Source organism: Thioalkalivibrio sp. ALJ4 (assembly GCF_000377225.1).
Lineage (GTDB): Bacteria > Pseudomonadota > Gammaproteobacteria > Ectothiorhodospirales > Ectothiorhodospiraceae > Thioalkalivibrio.
The window spans coordinates 205241-223068 of sequence record NZ_KB897917.1 but is presented as its reverse complement, the minus strand read 5'-3'; the positions used below and the strand labels follow the sequence as shown (position 1 = coordinate 223068).

Genomic DNA, 17828 nt, shown 5'->3' with positions numbered 1-17828 from the left:
CCCCAGATATGGCACCCAGCGCACTGAATTGGGTCCGCGACGAACTCGACAAGCTCTTTGTCGAGCTCCAGGACGCCCTGCGTCGTTATGCCGAGGACCCCGCCTGTGGCGAGTGTCTGGAGGAGGCCCGCGCGGGACTGGAGCAGATTCGCGGCACCCTGACCATGGTGCAGGTCGAGAGCGTGGTCCTGATCTGCGACGAGATGTTGCAGGTGATGGATCTGCAGCAGGGGGCCGAGCCGCCCAGCCCGGAGGCAACCGAGGCGCTCTTGCGTGCCGCGCTGCAGTTGCCCGACTACCTTGAGCAGGAGGGCGACTCGGAACTGCCTTCGCCGATGATCCTGGTCCCGCTGCTCAACGAGCTGCGGGCAGCGCGGGGCGCCACCTTGCTGATGGACGTCGCGGCCCTGATGCCGGATCTGCAGGCGGTGGACGACGGTCGCGTTGGGGCCGGTGGCGAGGCGCCACAGCCTCAGGAGCGCGCACGGCGCCTGCAGGAGGCCCGTCGGGGATTTCAGCGCGAGCTTCTCGAGCTGGTCCGCGGTGATGTGACCGCGGCGGCCCGCCGCCTGAAGCCCGTTGCACAGCAGATCGAGGAAATGGTCCCGCCCGGGGATCTCCGGCGCCTGTTCTGGATTACCGGTGGCATCCTGGAGTCGCTCGCCGACGAGGGCCTCGAGGCCGGTACCGACATTCGCCGCCTGATCGGGCGCGTGGACCGCGAGCTCGGGCGCTACCTGGGCATCCTCAGCGAGCACTGCGAGTCGCACGACGATGGCTCGGAGCCCGATCACGCCATTCCGGATGACCTGATCAAGACCTTGCTGTTCCACATTGCGGGGTCAAGCTCCGATGGCGAGCAGGCGCGCGCGGTGCGCGAGGTGTTCGGTCTGCACGCGCTGCAAGGCGACGACGGCGGAGGGGTCGGCCAGGCGGTTTATCAGAATCTGCGCGCCGCCCTGGAAGATGACCTGGCCGAGGTGCGAGAGCGCCTGGATGTGCTGATGCGCTCGGAACAGCGCGGCCACGAGGAGCTGGCCAGTCTGAGCGAACAGGTCGAGCGTATCGGCTCGACCCTGAGCCTGCTCGGCCTGGAGGCGGGGCAGCGCCACACCGATGCCCTGACAGAGACCCTGACGCCGGAGCGGGCCGGGCACTCCGATGAACAGGTCGACATGGAGTTGGCCGAGCATCTCCTGGCGCTGGAGTCGCTGCTCGAATCGGGCCTGCGTCGGCGCGCGGCCAGCGGCCCGCGTGCCGACTTCGATCGCCATCTGGCCGCGGCGGTCTACCAGGAGGCCCTGGTGGACGTGCGGCGTGTGCGCGATACCTTGCTTGGGTACCTCTCCGGGGAAGGCGCGGATAACGGGTTGCGCGAGGCCCGCGGTGCGCTGGAGCGGGTCGACGGTGCGATGTCGATCGGTGGTTTCGAGGCCCTGCAGGCCCTGTTGCAGCCGTTGATCCGCTACCTGGAGGCCCGCGCTGACGCCGGGCTGGCGGCACAGGACCTGGGCGAGGACGAGGTCGGGGCGCTGGCGGAGGTGTTGAGCTCGATCGAGCTGGCGCTGGAGTCCTCCGGGCAGCCCTGGCGCGAACTGGATAGTGTCCACGAGCGGGGCGTGGCCGCACTGCAGCGTCTGGGTGCCATCTCCGGTGGCGATGGGGCCGAACGCCCCGTTTCACTGACCGATGTGTCCGTGGGTGCGAGCGGGGAAGGGGCCTCGCCGGGTGACGACGTTGAAGAGGTCGCGGGACAGGAAGAGCCGCTGGCCGTGTTTGGTGAGGCCAAGGAGAATATCCCGGAGCAGGAGACAGTATCCGAAACCAATCCGGCCCCGGTGCAAGTCTCGAGTGCAGAACATCTGCATTACGACGAGTCTGTGTTGTCCTCGCAGGTCCGGGGGCCGGATATCGATCCCGAGATTCTCGATATCTTCCTCGAGGAAGCCGACGAGGAGATCGAAAGCCTCGGCGAGCAGTTCCCGCGCTGGCAGGCCGCGCCCTCCGACATGGATGCCCTGACGGTGATCCGTCGTTCCTTCCATACGCTCAAGGGTTCCGGCCGCCTGGCGGGTGCCTTGCGTCTGGGCGAATTCGCCTGGGTTGTGGAGTCATTCCTGAATCGCCTGCTGGAAGGCGGCCAAGAGGCGGACTTCGCGACCATCCAGGCACTTGAGGATGCGATTGCAGTCCTGCCGGGCCTGGTAGCAGAAGTCCGGGATGATGCCGGCCCGGACACCCCGGTGCTGGATATCGCCTTGCGTCTGCAGGCACTGCTGTCCGGCGAGATGGAGCCGGCGGAAGAAGCCGCCGAGGTGCCGGCCGGTGCCGAGGACGATTTTGCCGAGCTCGCGCGCAGTATGGATGCCCTCGAGCCTGCCGCAGGCGGGGCCGAGCCCGAATGGCCGGCGGCCCCCATTCTGGAGGCCCCGGAAGAAGAACTGGAGTCGGCGGAGCCGCTCGACCTGGATTCACAGGAGCTGGGGGTGTCGCTGGACGGGCCCGAGGCCGAGCTCGAGTCGGGTGTCCCCGTGGAGCCCGCGCTGGAAACGAACGACGAAACGCTCGAGTTGCCCGAGGACGCGGGCACCGACCCGCAACTCTGGCAGGTGTTCTCGGCCGAGGCCCGTACCCATCTGGCTACCCTTCGCGAATGGATCGACGCGTCCGGGAACCGGCCCGACAGGGTGCCGAATCACGAGCTCGAACGTGCACTGCATACCCTGAACGGTAGTGCCCGAACGGCCGATATCCGCGGCATCTACGCCGTTTGCGGGCCGTTCGAGCGCATCGTGCGCATCCATCGCGAGATGGAGTGGCCGCTGGCGGCGCGAGCTCAGACTCTGCTCGCCGAACTCGAGCGCTACGTGGCAGATGCAGTGGCCGACGAGCACCCTGACCCGGTCAAGACGGAGGCACCACCCGAGTGGTCGCCCGAGGTCTACGAGCTCCTCGACCATGCGACCGCCGAGCAGTTGCTGCGTGCTGCCGACGAGGATGCCGCCGAGCAGGTCTCCGAGCCGCCACAGTCGGATGGGCTCGGATCGGCGCTCGAGCCACCGCAACCGGATGTCGAGTCCGCGACGCCTTTGACGCCCGAGCCAGCGGAGGCCGAAGCGGTGGGCGCCGAGCCCGACGACGCCGGGCTGGCGGGCGAGCCGGATGCCGGGCTGGAGGTGGAGCCGGAGGAAGAGATCGATCCGGAGTTCGCCGAGGTATTCATCGAAGAGGCCCGCGATATCCTGGAGGCCGCGTTCGCGGCCCTGGCATCGTGGCGCGAGGCCGGCGGCCGTCCGGGGCCGGATCAGAATGCCTTCCAGCGCGAGGTGCATACGCTGAAGGGCAGTGCCCGGATGGCTGGTTTCGAGGTGGTAGGGGCGATTGCCCATGCCCTGGAAAGTGCCTTGGGCGTGGAGACCGAGACCGGACTGGAGCCCCGAGAAGGATTCTTCCGGCTGGTCGAGCGCGCATTGACCGATGTCCAGCACCTGGTCGAGCGCGGGGTCGGTAGCTGGCAGACGAACGAAGAGGCCAGCGAGACCCTGCCGGCGTTGCGCGAGTGGGCATCCGGTGGCGGCGAAGAGTTCGAGAGCCAGCCGGCCGCCCGCAGTGAGGCCGAGGAGATCGAACCCGCGGCCCTCCTGGCGGACGACGACGAGTCGGAGACGGTCGCGCACCCCGTGCCGATGGAGGCGCGCCGTATCCAGGACCAGGTGCGCATGGATGCCGAGGTGCTGGATGCGCTGGTCAATCATGCCGGCGAGCTTGCGACCTTTCATCGTCGCTTCGAGCAAACCGTGGGTCGCGTCGAAGGTCAGGTCGATGAACTGGAGCGGACGATCGCTCGCTTGCGCGAGCAGCTGCGCAAGCTCGAGATCGAGACCGAGGCGCAGATTCTGTTCCGGGTCGAGAAGGAGAGCGGTGACGAGGCGGTGGATTTCGATCCGCTGGAGATGGACCGCTATTCCGGGATCCAGCAGCTCTCGCGTGCGCTGGCCGAGAGTGTCAGTGACCTTGAGGCCCTGAAGCAGGACGTGGGTGACGAGCTACAGAATGCCGGCGGCATCCTGCTGCAGCAGCGTCGCGTGGGGACCGATCTCCAGGATCAGCTGATGCGCCAGCGCATGGTGCGGTTCGCACGTATGGCCCCGCGCCTGCGGCGCGTGGTACGCCAGGCCGGCGACGACATGGGCAAGTCGGTCCGTGTGGAGTTTTCCGGGCAGGGGGCCGAGCTCGACCGCGCATTGCTGGAACGGCTGGTCGCCCCGCTTGAGCACCTGCTGCGCAATGCGATTGCGCACGGGATCGAGGACAGCGACGCGCGGCGCGCGGCCGGCAAGTCGGAAACGGGCCAGATCGGGGTGTCGCTCGAACAGTCAGGCAGCGAGATCCGCCTGCAAGTGACGGACGATGGCGCCGGGATTGATGCCCATGCCATCCGCACGCGAGCCGTGGAGCGCGGGCTGCTGGCCTCCGATGCCGAGATTACCGATGCCCAGGCCCTGCAATTGATCCTGCAGTCCGGGTTCTCCACCGCCGCGGAGGTGTCGCAGGTGGCCGGTCGAGGGGTGGGGCTGGACGTGGTGAACAGCGACGTCAAGCAGCTGGGCGGCACGCTGGAGATCGAATCCACGCCCGGACGAGGCTCGCGCTTTACCATGCGGTTGCCGTTTACGCTGGCGATCTCGCAGGCATTGCTGGTTCAGGTGGGCGAGGAGACCTTCGCCGTGCCCATGGCGTCCGTGGAGGGCGTCGTGCGGGCGCATGCGGACGAGGTCGTGGCCAGCGGCGACGGGCATGTGAGCTATCCTTACGCGGGTCAGGACTATGCCGTGCGGGCCCTGGGTGACCTGATGGGGATCGAGACGCAGGCCAGCGCCAGCCATCTGCCGGACCACGCGTTCCCGCTGTTGCTGGTGCGCGCTGACGATCAGCGCGTGGCGCTGCGGATCGACGGGTTGCTGGGAAGCCAGGAAATGGTCGTGAAATCGGTAGGCCCGGTCTTGAGCCGCATCCCGGGGGTCGCTGGTGCGACCCTGCAGGGCGATGGCTCGGTCATGCTGATCCTCGACTTGAGCATGCTGGTGCGTTTCGCGGCGGCTACGGCGGGCGCCGTCGACACGGGTATGCCGGCGGAGATTGCCGGCGCCCCACGCGTCATGGTCGTGGATGACTCGATCACCATCCGCAAGGTCACCGCGCGTCTGCTCGCCCGCCATGGGTACGATGTGGTCACGGCCCGCGACGGTCTCGATGCCGTGACGATGCTGGAGGAGCGGCGACCGCAGCTGATCCTGCTGGATGTGGAGATGCCGCGTATGGACGGCTTCGAGTTCGCCGCCCATGTCCGCGACCATCCGGAGCTGAGCCAGGTGCCGATTATCATGATCACATCGCGCAGTGGCACGAAGCATCGCGAGCGGGCCTCGCGGCTGGGCGTCAATGGCTATCTGGGCAAGCCGTACCTGGAGAATGACCTGCTGGACGAAATCCGGCGTCATCTTGAGGAGGTCGTCGCATGAGTGAAGAGACCCGCGCGCCGTCGGTCGAGTCGGTGATTGTGCAGCTGGACACCGGGTCCATCCTGTTGCCGCGTAGTGCCTTTCTCGAGGTCACCACCCGGGCAGGTGCCGTGCAGACTGATCACGAGCACGCGGACATCCCCTGGCTGGAGCCCACGCTGATCTGGCAGGACGTCCAGGTGCCCGTGGTCAATGTTCACCGACTGTTGTATCCCGAACACCCAACCGAGGATGCGCAGCGTCGGTTCACCCGTCTGCTGGTCATGCAGGCCATTACCCAGCCGGAGCGGCTGCCGTTTTATGCGCTGGAGGTGCGCGGCACGCCACATCCGGTGCGCATCACGCCGCAAAACATCTATGCCGTCGATGAGGCGGATGCCTCTCCGTGGGCGTGGCGGGTAAAGGCGTCGGGAGTGACCAGTCACCTGCTGCGACTTGATGCGATCGAGGATCGCTTGCTCGAGCTCTCGCAGCCGGAAACGGCATAGGCCGACGGCCTCGAACGTCAGGTGAGGGCCGCCCCACCGTCGAGATCCCCGAGCTTCCATTGCACCAGGGTCAAAAGGCTGATCGCGGCCGTCTCCGTGCGCAGGGTGCGGGGGCCCATGGAGACGGATTGAAACCCCGCCTTGCGCGTCTGGAGGCGTTCCTCGTCAGTTAGCCCCCCCTCGGGTCCGATCAGTATCCGTACCCGTCCGGACGTGCCCCCCTTCCCGAACGCGTCGAGTGCCCCGGACAGGGGCGGGCCCTGTTCGTCCGCGACCAGGTCGAGGCCGGGTGAGCTGGCGCCCAGCGCGTCGTCCAGTGTGGCTGGTGGTGCCAGAAGCGGTAGCTCGTTACGGCCGCATTGTTCGGCGGCGGCCTGGATGATCCCGGCCCAGTGGGCATGGCGCTTGTCCAGTCCCCGATGGGCTGCGGCCGAACGGCTGCGTTCGCAGAGCACGGGCCGGATCATGCTGACACCCAGCTCCACCGCCTTCTGGACCGCCAGATCCATATGGTCTCCCCGGGCAATGCCCTGGAGCAGCTCAATGGGGCGTGCGGGTGTGGTGGCGGCGGCGGCGCGCTCGCCCAGGTGGAAGGTGCCGGTGCGCCGTCCGGTGATATCCAGACGGGCGTGGAATTCGTTGCCCTGACCGTCGAACACCCGGCAGGCAGCATGGTTCTTGAGACGCAGGACATTGGTGGCGTAGTGCAGCCGGTCCTGCGACGCGGGAATAGACTGCCCCGCGGCCAGATCCGTGTCGTTGATCAGCAGCCGGGGGCAGCGCATCGGGTGTTACCGACGGTTGTCCAGGTCCAGGTTCTTCCAGATGGTCTCGGTCGGACCGGCCTGGTTCATGGAGTAGAAGTGGATCCCCGGGGCGCCCTTTTCGAGGACGTCGTCGGTCAGGCGCGTGGCGACCTCGATGCCAAACTTGCGGATCGACTCCTTGTCGTCACCGTAGGCCTCCATCCGCTTGCGGATGTAACGGGGGATCTCGGCGCCGCACATCTCGGAGAAGCGCACGATCTGGGTGTAGTTGGTGATCGGCATGATCCCGACAATGATCGGGATGGTGATGCCCATCTTCTCCACCCGTTCCATGAAGGCCTCGTAGGCGTCCACGTTGTAGAAATACTGGGTGATCGCGGCGTCCGCGCCGGCGTCGACCTTGGTCTTGAAGTTCTCCAGGTCTTTCTCGGCGTTCGGGGCCTGAGGATGGAACTCCGGATAGGCCGCGACCTCGATCTTGAACTGGTCGCCGAACTCGGCGCGCACGAACTCCACGAGCTCGGAGGCATAGCGGAAGTCGCCGCCGGAGTTCTTGGTGCCGGACGGCAGGTCGCCGCGCAGTGCGACAATGCGGTTAACGCCGATGTCGCGGTAGGTCGACAGCAGCTCGTGCAGCTCGCCCTTGGTCGAGGAGATGCAGGAGACGTGAGGGGCGGCCGGGATGCCGTCGTTGTCGATGATGTCCCGGACCGTCTCCAGGGTGCGGTCGCGGGTCGAGCCGCCGGCGCCGAAGGTGACGGAATAGAACTCGGGATTCAGTGCGCCCAGACGCTTGCGGGCCTTGGCCAGTCGTTCGGCCCCGGCCTCGTCCTTGGGCGGGAAAAACTCAACGCTGAAGACGCGTTTTTGGGTAGACATGTTTGTCCTCCAGACAAAAAGAAGGCGGACCGCACGAACATGCGGCCCGCCTCGGCGTTCACATTAGCAACGAATTGAAATGTGAGGCTGGCCGATCAGTAGCGGTAGTGTTCCGGCTTGAACGGGCCATCCACCGACATACCCAGGTACGCCGCCTGATCGTCGGTAAGACGGGTCAGGTTGGCGCCCAGCTTGAACAGGTGCAGCTGTGCGACCTTCTCGTCCAGGTGCTTCGGCAGCACGAAGACGTTCTTGTCGTACTGGTCACCCTTCGTCCACAGCTCGATCTGGGCCAGGGTCTGGTTGGTGAAGGAGTTGGACATCACGAAGCTCGGATGACCGGTGCCGCAGCCCAGGTTCACCAGGCGACCTTCGGCCAGCATGATGATCCGGTTGCCGTTCGGCAGGATGATGTGGTCAACCTGCGGCTTGATGTTCTCCCACTCGTACTTGCGCATCGCGGCCACGGCGATCTCGGAGTCGAAGTGGCCGATGTTGCAGACGATGGCCTGGTTCTTCATGCGGGTCATGTGATCTTCGGTGATCACGTCCTTGTTACCGGTGGCGGTAACGAAGATCTCGGCCTTGTCGGCCGCGTCTTCCATCGTGACCACGCGGAAACCTTCCATGGCGGCCTGCAGGGCGCAGATCGGGTCGATCTCGGTGACCCACACGGTGGCACCCAGGCCGGCCAGCGACTGAGCCGCACCCTTGCCGACGTCACCGTAGCCACAGACCACGGCGATCTTGCCCGCGATCATCACGTCGGTGGCGCGCTTGATGGAGTCCACGGTGGACTCGCGGCAGCCGTACAGGTTGTCGAACTTGGACTTGGTGACCGAGTCGTTGACGTTGATCGCCGGGAAGGCCAGCTCGCCGTCCTTCGCCATCTGGTACAGGCGATGGACACCGGTGGTGGTCTCTTCGGTCACGCCCTTGATCTTGGCGAGCTGCTCGGAGTACCAGGTCGGCTGCTTGGCCAGACGATCCTTGATCGAGGCAAACAGGGCGACTTCTTCTTCGTTCTCCGGGTTGGAGATGACGGACTGGTCCTTCTCGGCCTTGGCGCCGATGTGCAGGAGCAGCGTGGCGTCACCGCCGTCGTCCAGGATCATGTTGGCGCCGCCGTCGAATTCGAAGATGCGGTGGCAGTAGTCCCAGTACTCTTCCAGGGTCTCGCCCTTCACGGCGAAGACCGGGGTGCCGTTGTCGGCGATCGCGGCCGCGGCGTGGTCCTGGGTGGAGTAGATGTTGCAGGAGGCCCAGCGTACGTCCGCACCCAGGGCTTCCAGGGTCTGGATCAGAACCGCGGTCTGGATCGTCATGTGCAGGGAGCCTGCAATCTTGGCGCCCTTCAGCGGCTTGGAGGCCGCGAATTCTTCGCGGGTCTGGATCAGACCGGGCATTTCGGTCTCGGCGATCGCAATTTCCTTGCGGCCGAACTCGGCAAGGTTGATGTCCTTGACGACGTAATCGGTGGTTTTCTTGTCGTTCATCACAGCATTCATGGATCAACTTCTCCGGTTATCTGGATGAGCGCCGTGTTCACGTTTCAGGGGGGGGCATCCGGCTGAGCCTGACGGTTAAACCGCTGCAGCGCTCCTCAGCCGGATGGGTATTTCGCTTACAAAATGTCGGGTGCTTTTAGAGGCCCGCCATCTTCTTAAGTTCCTCGGCCTTGTCGGTACGCTCCCAGGGGAGGTCGACGTCTTCGCGGCCGAAGTGACCATAGGCGGCGGTCGCCTTGTAGATCGGGCGCAGCAGATCCATCATCTGGATCAGGCCCCACGGGCGCAGATCAAACACTTCGCGCACGAAGCCTTCGATCTTGCGATCGTCGACCTTGCCGGTGCCGAAGGTGTCGACGGTGATCGAGGTCGGCTCGGCCACGCCGATGGCGTAGGAGACCTGGATCTCGCACTTGTCGGCCAGGCCGGCGGCGACGATGTTCTTGGCCACGTAGCGGCCGGCGTAGGCAGCGGAACGGTCCACCTTGGACGGGTCCTTGCCGGAGAACGCGCCACCACCGTGACGGGCCATGCCGCCGTAGGTGTCAACAATGATCTTGCGGCCGGTCAGACCGGCGTCACCCACCGGGCCACCGATCTCGAACTTGCCGGTCGGGTTGATGTGGATCTTGTCGTCGGAGACCTGGCTCAGCCATTCGTTCGGCAGCACCTTCTTGAAGATCTCTTCGTAGATCGCTTCCTGCAGATCCTTCTGCGAGATGTCCGGGCTGTGCTGGGTGGACAGGACCACCGCGTCCAGGCCGGCCGGCTTGCCGTCTTCGTAGCGCAGCGAGACCTGGGACTTGGCGTCCGGGCGCAGCCACGGCAGCTTGCCGCTCTTCATCAGTTCGGACTGGATACGCACCATCTTGTGGGCGTAGAAGATCGGGGCGGGCATCAGCGTATCGGTTTCGCGCGCGGCGTAGCCGAACATCAGGCCCTGGTCACCGGCACCCTGGGTGGCGCGGTCGGAGACGTCGCGGTCCACGCCCATGGCGATGTCCTGGGACTGTTCACCCAGCACGTTCAGCACGGCGCAGGTCTTGCCGTCGAAGCCGACGTCGGAATCGTTGTAGCCGATCTCGCAGACGGTCTCGCGCACCAGGCGCTCGTAATCGATCTGCGCGCCGGTGGTGATCTCGCCCAGCAGCATGACCATGCCGGTCTTGGTGGCGGTCTCGCAGGCGATACGCGCATGCGGATCCTGCTCGATGATGGCGTCGACGATGGTGTCGGAGACCAGGTCGGCCATCTTGTCGGGATGGCCCGCGGAAACCGATTCCGAGGTGAAGATGTAATCGTTGGACATTAGGCGTTCCTTTGTGGGTCGTTTCGATTTAGTTTTGCGCAAAACGACCAGTACTGTAACGCAACTCGACGAGATTTTCTAAGCCCCCCTCCCGGTGTTTGTGGGGCCCCGGGCCGCACGAATCCCGTTGAGACCGCGTTCTGGTGCGCCCTGGCGCCGACTTGCCCCGATCGCGGAAAGTGGCCAAAATGCATCGCCTTTGCTGGGGCTGCTCGGGCCATTCCGTGTCTTTGAGCGCCGGCAGGATCTGTGTGCCCTCGATCGGCCGACCTGTCCGGGTCTGGCCGCCGCTGGTGCCCCGCGCCGCTGATCGCCGCCAGCCGAACCCAAACACTATTTCGAAAGAGCAGGAGTTCAGCATGCCGACCCGTAGAGAGCTTGCCAATGCCATTCGCGCCCTGTCGATGGATGCCGTCCAGAAGGCCAATTCCGGCCACCCGGGCGCGCCGATGGGGATGGCGGACATCGCCGAAGTGCTGTGGAACGACTACATGCAGCACAACCCGGGCAACCCGCACTGGCCCGACCGCGACCGCTTCGTGATGTCCAACGGCCACGGCTCCATGCTGGTCTACTCGCTGCTGCACCTGACCGGCTACGACCTGCCGATGGACGAGCTCAAGCAGTTCCGTCAGCTGCACTCCAAGACCCCGGGCCACCCGGAGTACGGCTACACCGCGGGTGTGGAGACCACCACCGGTCCGCTGGGCCAGGGGATCTCCAACGCGGTGGGCATGGCGCTGGCCGAGAAGATGATGGCTGCGCACTTCAACCAGCCCGGGCACGACATCGTCGACCACAACACCTACGCCTTCCTCGGCGACGGCTGCATGATGGAAGGGATCTCCCACGAGACCTGCGCGCTGGCTGGCACCCTGGGCCTGGGCAAGCTGGTCGCCTTCTGGGATGACAACGGCATCTCCATCGACGGCGAAGTGGAAGGCTGGTTCACCGACGACACCCCGGGCCGCTTCGAGGCCTATGGCTGGCACGTCGTGCGTGGCGTCGATGGTCACGACTCCGATGCGGTCAAGGCCGCGATCGAAGAGGCGCGCAAGGAAACCGGCAAACCGAGCCTGATCTGCTGCCGCACCGTGATCGGCTTTGGTTCGCCGAACAAGTCCGGCAAGGAAGAGTGCCACGGCGCCGCCCTGGGTGACGACGAAATCGCGCTGACCCGCAAGGAACTGGGCTGGAACCACGCCCCGTTCGAGATCCCGAACGACATCTACGAAGGCTGGAGCGCGAAGGACAAGGGTGCCAAGGCCGAGGCCGAGTGGAAGGAGCGCTTTGCCGCGTACAAGCAGGCGCATCCGGAACTGGCCGCCGAGTTCGAACGCCGTATGGCCGGTGACCTGCCGTCCGACTGGAGCGAAAAGGCCAACGCCTACATCAAGGAAACTGTCGAGAAGGCCGAGAAGGTCGCCTCGCGCAAGGCCTCGCAGAACGCGATCGCCGGCATGGCCCCGGCCGTCCCGGAGCTGCTGGGCGGCTCCGCCGACCTGGCCGGCTCCAACCTGACCATGTATTCCGGCTCCAAGGGCGTCAGCAAGGACGATGCCGCGGGCAACTACGTCTACTACGGCGTGCGCGAGTTCGGCATGGCCGCGATCATGAACGGCATCGCCCTGCACGGCGGCTTTATCCCGTACGGCGGTACCTTCCTGATCTTCTCCGACTATGCCCGTAACGGTATCCGCATGTCCGCGCTGATGAAGCAGCGCGTGATGTATGTCCTGACCCATGACTCTATCGGTCTGGGCGAAGACGGCCCGACCCACCAGCCGATCGAGCAGACCCCGAGCCTGCGCCTGATCCCCAACCTGAACGTCTGGCGCCCCTGCGACGCGGTCGAGACCGCCGTCGCCTGGAAGGCCGGCATCGAACGCACCGATGGCCCGTCCGCGTTCATCCTGTCGCGTCAGGGCCTGCCGCACATGGAGCGTGATGGCGAGCAGCTCGCCAATATCGCCCGAGGCGGCTATGTGCTGAAAGACTGCGACGGCACCCCGGACCTGATCTTCATCGCGACCGGCTCCGAGGTCGAGCTGGCAGTGAAGGCGGCCGAGGAGCTCGCCGGCGAGGGCAAGAAGGCACGCGTCGTCTCCATGCCCTGCGTCGAACTGTTCGAGCAGCAGGACCCCGCCTACCGCGAGGCCGTGCTGCCGGCCGCTGTGCGCAAGCGCGTGGCCGTCGAGGCCGGCGCCACCGCGGGCTGGTACAAGTTCACCGGACTGGACGGCGTCGTGTTCGGCATGGATCGCTTCGGCGAGTCGGCCCCGGGTGGCGCCCTGTTCGACTACTTTGGCTTCAAGCCGGAGAACGTCGCCCAGATCGCCCGTGACGTGCTGAACGGCTAAGCTTACGTCCGCATCGATTTCGCATAAGCAAGAAAGAGAGGAGACATCCTATGTCGATCAAGGTTGGTATTAACGGCTTCGGTCGTATCGGCCGCATGGCCTTCCGCGCCATCGCCAAGGACTTCCCGAACCTCCAGGTGGTCGGTATCAACGACCTGCTGGATCCGGAGTACCTGGCCTACATGCTGCGCTACGACTCCGTGCACGGCCGCTTCGAAGGCGACATCAGCGTCGACGGCGACCACCTGGTGGTGAACGGCAACCGCATCCGCCTGACCGCCGAGAAGGACCCGTCCGCGCTGAAGTGGGGCGACATCAACGCCGACATCGTGATCGAGTCCACCGGCCTGTTCCTGACCGCCGAGACCGCCCAGAAGCACCTGGACGCCGGCGCCAAGAAGGTCGTGATGTCCGCGCCGTCCAAGGACGACACCCCGATGTTCGTCTACGGCGTGAACCACGGTGACTACGCGGGCCAGAACATGGTCTCCGCCGCCTCCTGCACCACCAACGCCCTGGCCCCGGTGGCCAAGGTGCTGAACGACACCTGGGGCATCAAGCGTGGCCTGATGACCACCGTGCACGCCGCCACCGCGACCCAGAAGACCGTTGACGGCCCGTCCATGAAGGACTGGCGCGGCGGCCGCGGCATCCTGGAGAACATCATCCCGTCGTCCACCGGTGCGGCCAAGGCCGTGGGCAAGGTGCTGCCGGAACTGAACGGCAAGCTGACCGGTATGGCCTTCCGTGTGCCGACCTCCGACGTCTCCGTAGTCGACCTGACCGTGGAACTGAACGGCGACGCCAAGTACGACGACGTCTGCGCGGCCATGAAGAAGGCCTCTGAGGGCGAGCTGAAGGGCGTGCTGGGTTACACCGACGAGCTGGTGGTCTCCACGGACTTCCGTGGCTACACCGCCCCGTCCGTGTTTGACGCCGGCGCCGGCATCCAGCTGGACCCGACCTTCGTGAAGGTCGTCGCCTGGTACGACAACGAGTACGGCTACACCTGCAACATGCTGCGCATGGTGGAGCACGTCGCCAAGTAAGGCCTGACGGCCGGGTCCTCGCGGGCCCGGCCGTTTTCCTTGTCCCGGGTTGGCCGGGATCCAGAGGCCTGGGGCGAGTCCCGAACGGGGCTGGCCCGAAGCCTTTATCTGTTCAACGTATTTCCGAGAGGTACTCCCATGTCTGTCATCAAGATGACCGATCTCGACCTGAATGGCCGCCGCGTGCTGGTGCGCCAGGACCTGAACGTGCCGGTGAAAGGCGGCAAGGTCACCTCCGACGCGCGTATCCGTGCGAGCCTGGAGACCGTGCAGAAGGCGCTGGACGCCGGCGCCGCGGTGATGCTGATGTCGCACCTGGGCCGCCCGACCGAGGGCGAGTTCTCCGAGGAGGATTCCCTGGCCCCGGTCGCCGAGCACATGGCCGGTCTGCTGGGCCGCGAAGTGCGCTTGGTGCGGGATTACCTCGACGGTGTGGACGCCCAGCCGGGTGAGGTCATCCTGCTCGAAAACGTCCGCTTCAATGCGGGCGAGAAGAAAGACGACGAGGCGCTCGCCAAAAAGTACGCGGCCCTGTGCGACGTGTTCGTGATGGATGCCTTTGGTACCGCTCACCGCGCCCAGGCCTCGACCCATGGTGTGGCGAAGTTTGCCCCGCAGGCCTGCGCCGGTCCGCTGCTGGCCAAGGAACTCGAGGCCCTGGGCAAGGCCCTCGAGACCCCGAAGCGCCCGCTGGTGGCCATCGTGGGCGGCTCCAAGGTCTCGACCAAGCTCACCGTGCTGGAATCGCTGTCCAGCGTGGTGGATCAGCTGATCGTCGGTGGCGGCATCGCCAATACCTTCATCGCGGCCCAGGGCCACGGTGTCGGCAAGTCGTTGTACGAGGCCGATCTGGTCGATGAGTCCAAGCGCCTGATGGAGGCGGCTCGCGCCAAGGGCGGCGAGATCCCGGTGCCGACCGACGTGACCGTGGGCAAGGAATTCTCTGAGTCCACCCCGGCCGAGACCAAGTCTGTCGATGCCGTAGCCGATGACGACATGATCTTCGACGTCGGCCCCGATACCGCGGCGACCTACGCCGAGGCCCTGCGCAACGCTGGCACCATCGTCTGGAATGGCCCGGTCGGCGTGTTCGAGTTCGACCAGTTCGCCGCCGGTACCAAGGCCCTGGGCGAGGCCATCGCCGAGAGCAATGCGTTCTCCATCGCCGGCGGGGGCGACACCCTGGCCGCGATCGACAAGTACAACCTGGCCGATCGCATCAGCTACATCTCCACCGGTGGTGGCGCCTTCCTCGAGTTTCTCGAAGGCAAGACCCTGCCGGCCGTCGCCATCCTGGAAGAGCGCGCCCGCGGCTGATGCCCGGCGCGCTCTCCGCTGACGGAGAACGACGCGGATGAGACGTACCAAGATCGTGGCCACCCTCGGGCCGGCCACGGATACCGACGAGGCCATGGAGGCCATCATCCTGGCCGGCGTGGATGTCGTTCGATTGAACTTCTCGCATGGCGACCCGGATGACCATCGTACCCGGCTCGCCCGCCTGCGCGCCGCGGCGGATCGCGCGGGTCGCTGCGTCGGCGTCCTTGGCGATCTGCAGGGCCCCAAGATCCGCATCGACCGCTTTCGCGAAGGTCGGGTCCAACTCCAGGAAGGCGCGTCCTTCGCGCTGGACGGGGACCTGGATCGCGACGCCGGGGATGGGACCCAGGTCGGGCTGACCTACAAGGAACTGCCGCAGGACGTGCGCCCCGACGACATCCTGTTGCTGGATGACGGGCGTATCGTGCTCAAGGTGACCGCCGTCAACGGGGCGCGCATCGAGACGACCGTCGTGGTCGGGGGCGAGTTGTCCAACAACAAGGGCATCAACCGCCAGGGCGGTGGCTTGTCCGCCCCCGCGATCACCGAAAAGGACCGCGAGGATATCCGTCTGGCGGCCGAGCTTCAGGTGGACTACCTGGCCGTCTCCTTCCCGCGTTCCGCGCAGGACTTGCACCTGGCGCGCAGCCTGTTGAATGACGCCGGCTGGGAGGCCGGGATCTGCGCGAAGATCGAGCGCTCCGAGGCCCTGGAGGTGATCGACGAGATCATCGCGGCCTCCGAGGTGATCATGATCGCGCGCGGGGACCTCGGCGTGGAGATTGGTGACGCCGAGCTCCCCGGCGTGCAGAAGACCCTGATCTCGCGGGCGCGTACGCTCAATCGTCTGGTCATCACGGCGACTCAGATGATGGAGACCATGATCCAGAACCCGATCCCGACGCGTGCCGAGGTCTTCGATGTGGCCAACGCGGTGCTCGACGGCACGGACGCCGTGATGCTCTCCGGCGAGACCGCGACGGGGCGCTATCCGGCGCGCGTGGTCGAGAGCATGGACCGGATCTGCGAGGCCGCCGAGCGCCAACGCGCCGCGCGCCAGTCGGACCACCGCATGGATTCGACCTTTGGCCGCGTCGACGAGGCCATCGCGATGGCCACGATGTACACGGCGAACCACCTGGACGTGGCGGCCATTGCCGCACTGACCGAATCCGGTTCCACGGCCCTGTGGATGTCGCGTATCAGCTCCGGTATTCCGATCTACGCGCTCACCCAGCACGAGTCCACCAGCCGCCGTATGACGCTCTATCGCGGGGTATACCCCCGGATCCTGGAGCCGATCCCCGAAAGCCACGAGAGCCTGAACCGTGAGGCGGTCAACTTGCTCCGGGCCGAGGGCGTCGTGCAGGATGGCGGGCTGGTTATCATTACCAAGGGTGATTTGCAGGGCGAACATGGCGGTACCAATGCCATGAAGATCGTGCGCGTTGGCGACGAGTTGTGAGCCGACGCGGCCCCCTGGAAGACCCAAGAGTTTTTACTACGTCAGTCCGATCCCGTTAAGGAGGAACCCATGGCACTGATCTCCCTTCGTCAACTGCTGGACCATGCCGCCGAGCACGGCTATGGCATGCCGGCGTACAACGCCAACAACATGGAACAGGTCCACTCGATCATGGAAGCGGCCGCCGCGGTCGACTCCCCGGTGATCATTCAGGCCTCCGCCGGTGCCCGCAAGTACGCCGGCGAGCCCTTCCTGCGTCACAACATCATTGCCGCCATCGAGCAGTATCCGGACATCCCGGTCGTGCTGCACCAGGACCACGGCTCCGAGCCGGCGGTCTGCCTGCGCTCCATCCAGTCCGGCTTCAGCTCGGTGATGATGGACGGCTCCTTGATGCCCGACATGAAGACCCCGGCCAGCTACGACTACAACCGTGACGTGACCGCCAAGGTCTCCGAGATCGCCCACGCCTGTGGTGTGTCCGTGGAAGGCGAGCTGGGCTGCCTGGGTTCCCTGGAAACCGGCATGGCCGGCGAGGAAGACGGCTCCGGTGCCGAAGGCAAGCTGTCCCACGACCAGCTGCTGACCGACCCGGACGAGGCTGCCGACTTCGTGAAGAACACCAAGTGCGACGCCCTGGCGATCGCCATTGGTACCTCCCACGGCGCCTACAAGTTCACCCGTCCGCCGACCGGTGACATCCTGGCCATCCAGCGCATCAAGGAGATCCACAACCGCATCCCGGATACCCATCTGGTCATGCACGGCTCCTCCTCCGTTCCGCAGGAGTGGCTGGAAATCATCAACAAGTACGGCGGCGACATGGGCGAGACCTATGGCGTGCCGGTTGAAGAGATCCAGGAAGGCATCAAGCACGGCGTGCGCAAGGTCAACATCGACACCGACCTGCGTATGGCCTCCACCGGTGCGGTGCGCAAGTTCCTGGCCGAGAATCCGAAGGAATTCGACCCGCGCAAATTCCTGAAGGCCTCCACCGCGGCCATGAAGGACATCTGCCAGGCCCGTTACGAGGCCTTCGGTTGCGCCGGCATGGCGTCCAAGATCAAGCCGATCTCCCTGGACGACATGGTCAAGCGCTACCTGTCCGGCGAGCTGGATCCCAAGGTCAACTGATCTGCGGATCGCAGCACGGAAAAGGGG

11 protein-coding genes and 1 riboswitch are annotated in these 17828 nt (G+C 65.7%); of the genes, 7 read left to right on the top strand and 4 right to left on the bottom strand.

Features of this window, described 5'->3' with window-relative positions:
- Positions 1 to 8: 8 nt before the first annotated feature.
- Together C936_RS0101065 and C936_RS0101060 are read left to right on the top strand one after the other, a co-directional pair.
- Positions 9 to 5522, top strand: coding sequence for an Hpt domain-containing protein (locus C936_RS0101065; RefSeq protein WP_018649110.1), 5514 nt, complete (start codon positions 9 to 11; stop codon positions 5520 to 5522).
- Entirely contained in the window at positions 5519 to 6010 is a 492-nt protein-coding gene (locus C936_RS0101060) for a hypothetical protein (RefSeq protein WP_018138132.1), read from the top strand. The genes C936_RS0101065 and C936_RS0101060 overlap by 4 nt, the downstream gene beginning before the upstream one ends.
- 17 nt (positions 6011 to 6027) lie before the next feature.
- Here the strand turns inward: C936_RS0101060 and C936_RS0101055 are convergent, their stop codons facing one another.
- The 4 genes from C936_RS0101055 to metK all read right to left on the bottom strand — a co-directional run bounded on the left by C936_RS0101055 (position 6028) and on the right by metK (position 10473).
- Entirely contained in the window at positions 6028 to 6795 is a 768-nt protein-coding gene (locus C936_RS0101055) for a 16S rRNA (uracil(1498)-N(3))-methyltransferase (protein ID WP_018138131.1), read from the bottom strand.
- Positions 6796 to 6801: 6 nt separating this feature from the next.
- Positions 6802 to 7656, bottom strand: a complete 855-nt coding sequence (metF, locus tag C936_RS0101050; protein WP_018174938.1) for a methylenetetrahydrofolate reductase [NAD(P)H] — start codon at positions 7654 to 7656, stop codon at positions 6802 to 6804.
- 95 nt (positions 7657 to 7751) lie between these two features.
- The gene (gene ahcY, locus C936_RS0101045) at positions 7752 to 9164 is read right to left on the bottom strand and encodes an adenosylhomocysteinase (protein ID WP_018138129.1); all 1413 of its coding nucleotides are present in this window, start codon (positions 9162 to 9164) and stop codon (positions 7752 to 7754) included.
- A 19-nt stretch (positions 9165 to 9183) separates the two neighbouring features.
- A riboswitch (S-adenosyl-L-homocysteine riboswitch) is annotated at positions 9184 to 9267 on the bottom strand.
- 33 nt (positions 9268 to 9300) lie between these two features.
- Positions 9301 to 10473 carry a methionine adenosyltransferase gene (metK, locus tag C936_RS0101040; protein WP_018138128.1) on the bottom strand — a complete coding sequence of 391 codons (1173 nt, stop codon included), beginning with the start codon at positions 10471 to 10473 and terminating at the stop codon, positions 9301 to 9303.
- A gap of 359 nt (positions 10474 to 10832) precedes the next feature.
- Between metK and tkt the strand changes: the two genes are divergently transcribed.
- From tkt to fba, 5 genes are all read left to right on the top strand, one after another.
- Complete coding sequence (gene tkt / locus C936_RS0101035; RefSeq protein ID WP_018174937.1) at positions 10833 to 12833, top strand: transketolase; 2001 nt, start codon at positions 10833 to 10835, stop codon at positions 12831 to 12833.
- A 50-nt stretch (positions 12834 to 12883) separates the two neighbouring features.
- Entirely contained in the window at positions 12884 to 13882 is a 999-nt protein-coding gene (gap, locus tag C936_RS0101030) for a type I glyceraldehyde-3-phosphate dehydrogenase (RefSeq protein ID WP_018138126.1), read from the top strand.
- 138 nt (positions 13883 to 14020) lie between these two features.
- On the top strand, positions 14021 to 15199 hold the full coding sequence (locus C936_RS0101025; protein WP_018174936.1) for a phosphoglycerate kinase: 1179 nt from the start codon (positions 14021 to 14023) through the stop codon (positions 15197 to 15199).
- A 37-nt stretch (positions 15200 to 15236) separates the two neighbouring features.
- Complete coding sequence (gene pyk, locus C936_RS0101020; RefSeq protein WP_018138124.1) at positions 15237 to 16667, top strand: pyruvate kinase; 1431 nt, start codon at positions 15237 to 15239, stop codon at positions 16665 to 16667.
- Between the two features lie 69 nt (positions 16668 to 16736).
- The gene (fba, locus tag C936_RS0101015; RefSeq protein ID WP_018138123.1) at positions 16737 to 17801 is read left to right on the top strand and encodes a class II fructose-bisphosphate aldolase; all 1065 of its coding nucleotides are present in this window, start codon (positions 16737 to 16739) and stop codon (positions 17799 to 17801) included.
- Positions 17802 to 17828: the final 27 nt, after the last annotated feature.

Coding starts and splice junctions, on each gene's coding strand:
- C936_RS0101065 (WP_018649110.1), top strand. CDS start 9: ATGGCACCCAGCGCACTGAATTGGGTCCGCGACGAACTCGACAAGCTC.
- C936_RS0101060 (WP_018138132.1), top strand. CDS start 5,519: ATGAGTGAAGAGACCCGCGCGCCGTCGGTCGAGTCGGTGATTGTGCAG.
- C936_RS0101055 (WP_018138131.1), bottom strand. CDS start 6,795: ATGCGCTGCCCCCGGCTGCTGATCAACGACACGGATCTGGCCGCGGGG.
- metF (WP_018174938.1), bottom strand. CDS start 7,656: ATGTCTACCCAAAAACGCGTCTTCAGCGTTGAGTTTTTCCCGCCCAAG.
- ahcY (WP_018138129.1), bottom strand. CDS start 9,164: ATGAATGCTGTGATGAACGACAAGAAAACCACCGATTACGTCGTCAAG.
- metK (WP_018138128.1), bottom strand. CDS start 10,473: ATGTCCAACGATTACATCTTCACCTCGGAATCGGTTTCCGCGGGCCAT.
- tkt (WP_018174937.1), top strand. CDS start 10,833: ATGCCGACCCGTAGAGAGCTTGCCAATGCCATTCGCGCCCTGTCGATG.
- gap (WP_018138126.1), top strand. CDS start 12,884: ATGTCGATCAAGGTTGGTATTAACGGCTTCGGTCGTATCGGCCGCATG.
- C936_RS0101025 (WP_018174936.1), top strand. CDS start 14,021: ATGTCTGTCATCAAGATGACCGATCTCGACCTGAATGGCCGCCGCGTG.
- pyk (WP_018138124.1), top strand. CDS start 15,237: ATGAGACGTACCAAGATCGTGGCCACCCTCGGGCCGGCCACGGATACC.
- fba (WP_018138123.1), top strand. CDS start 16,737: ATGGCACTGATCTCCCTTCGTCAACTGCTGGACCATGCCGCCGAGCAC.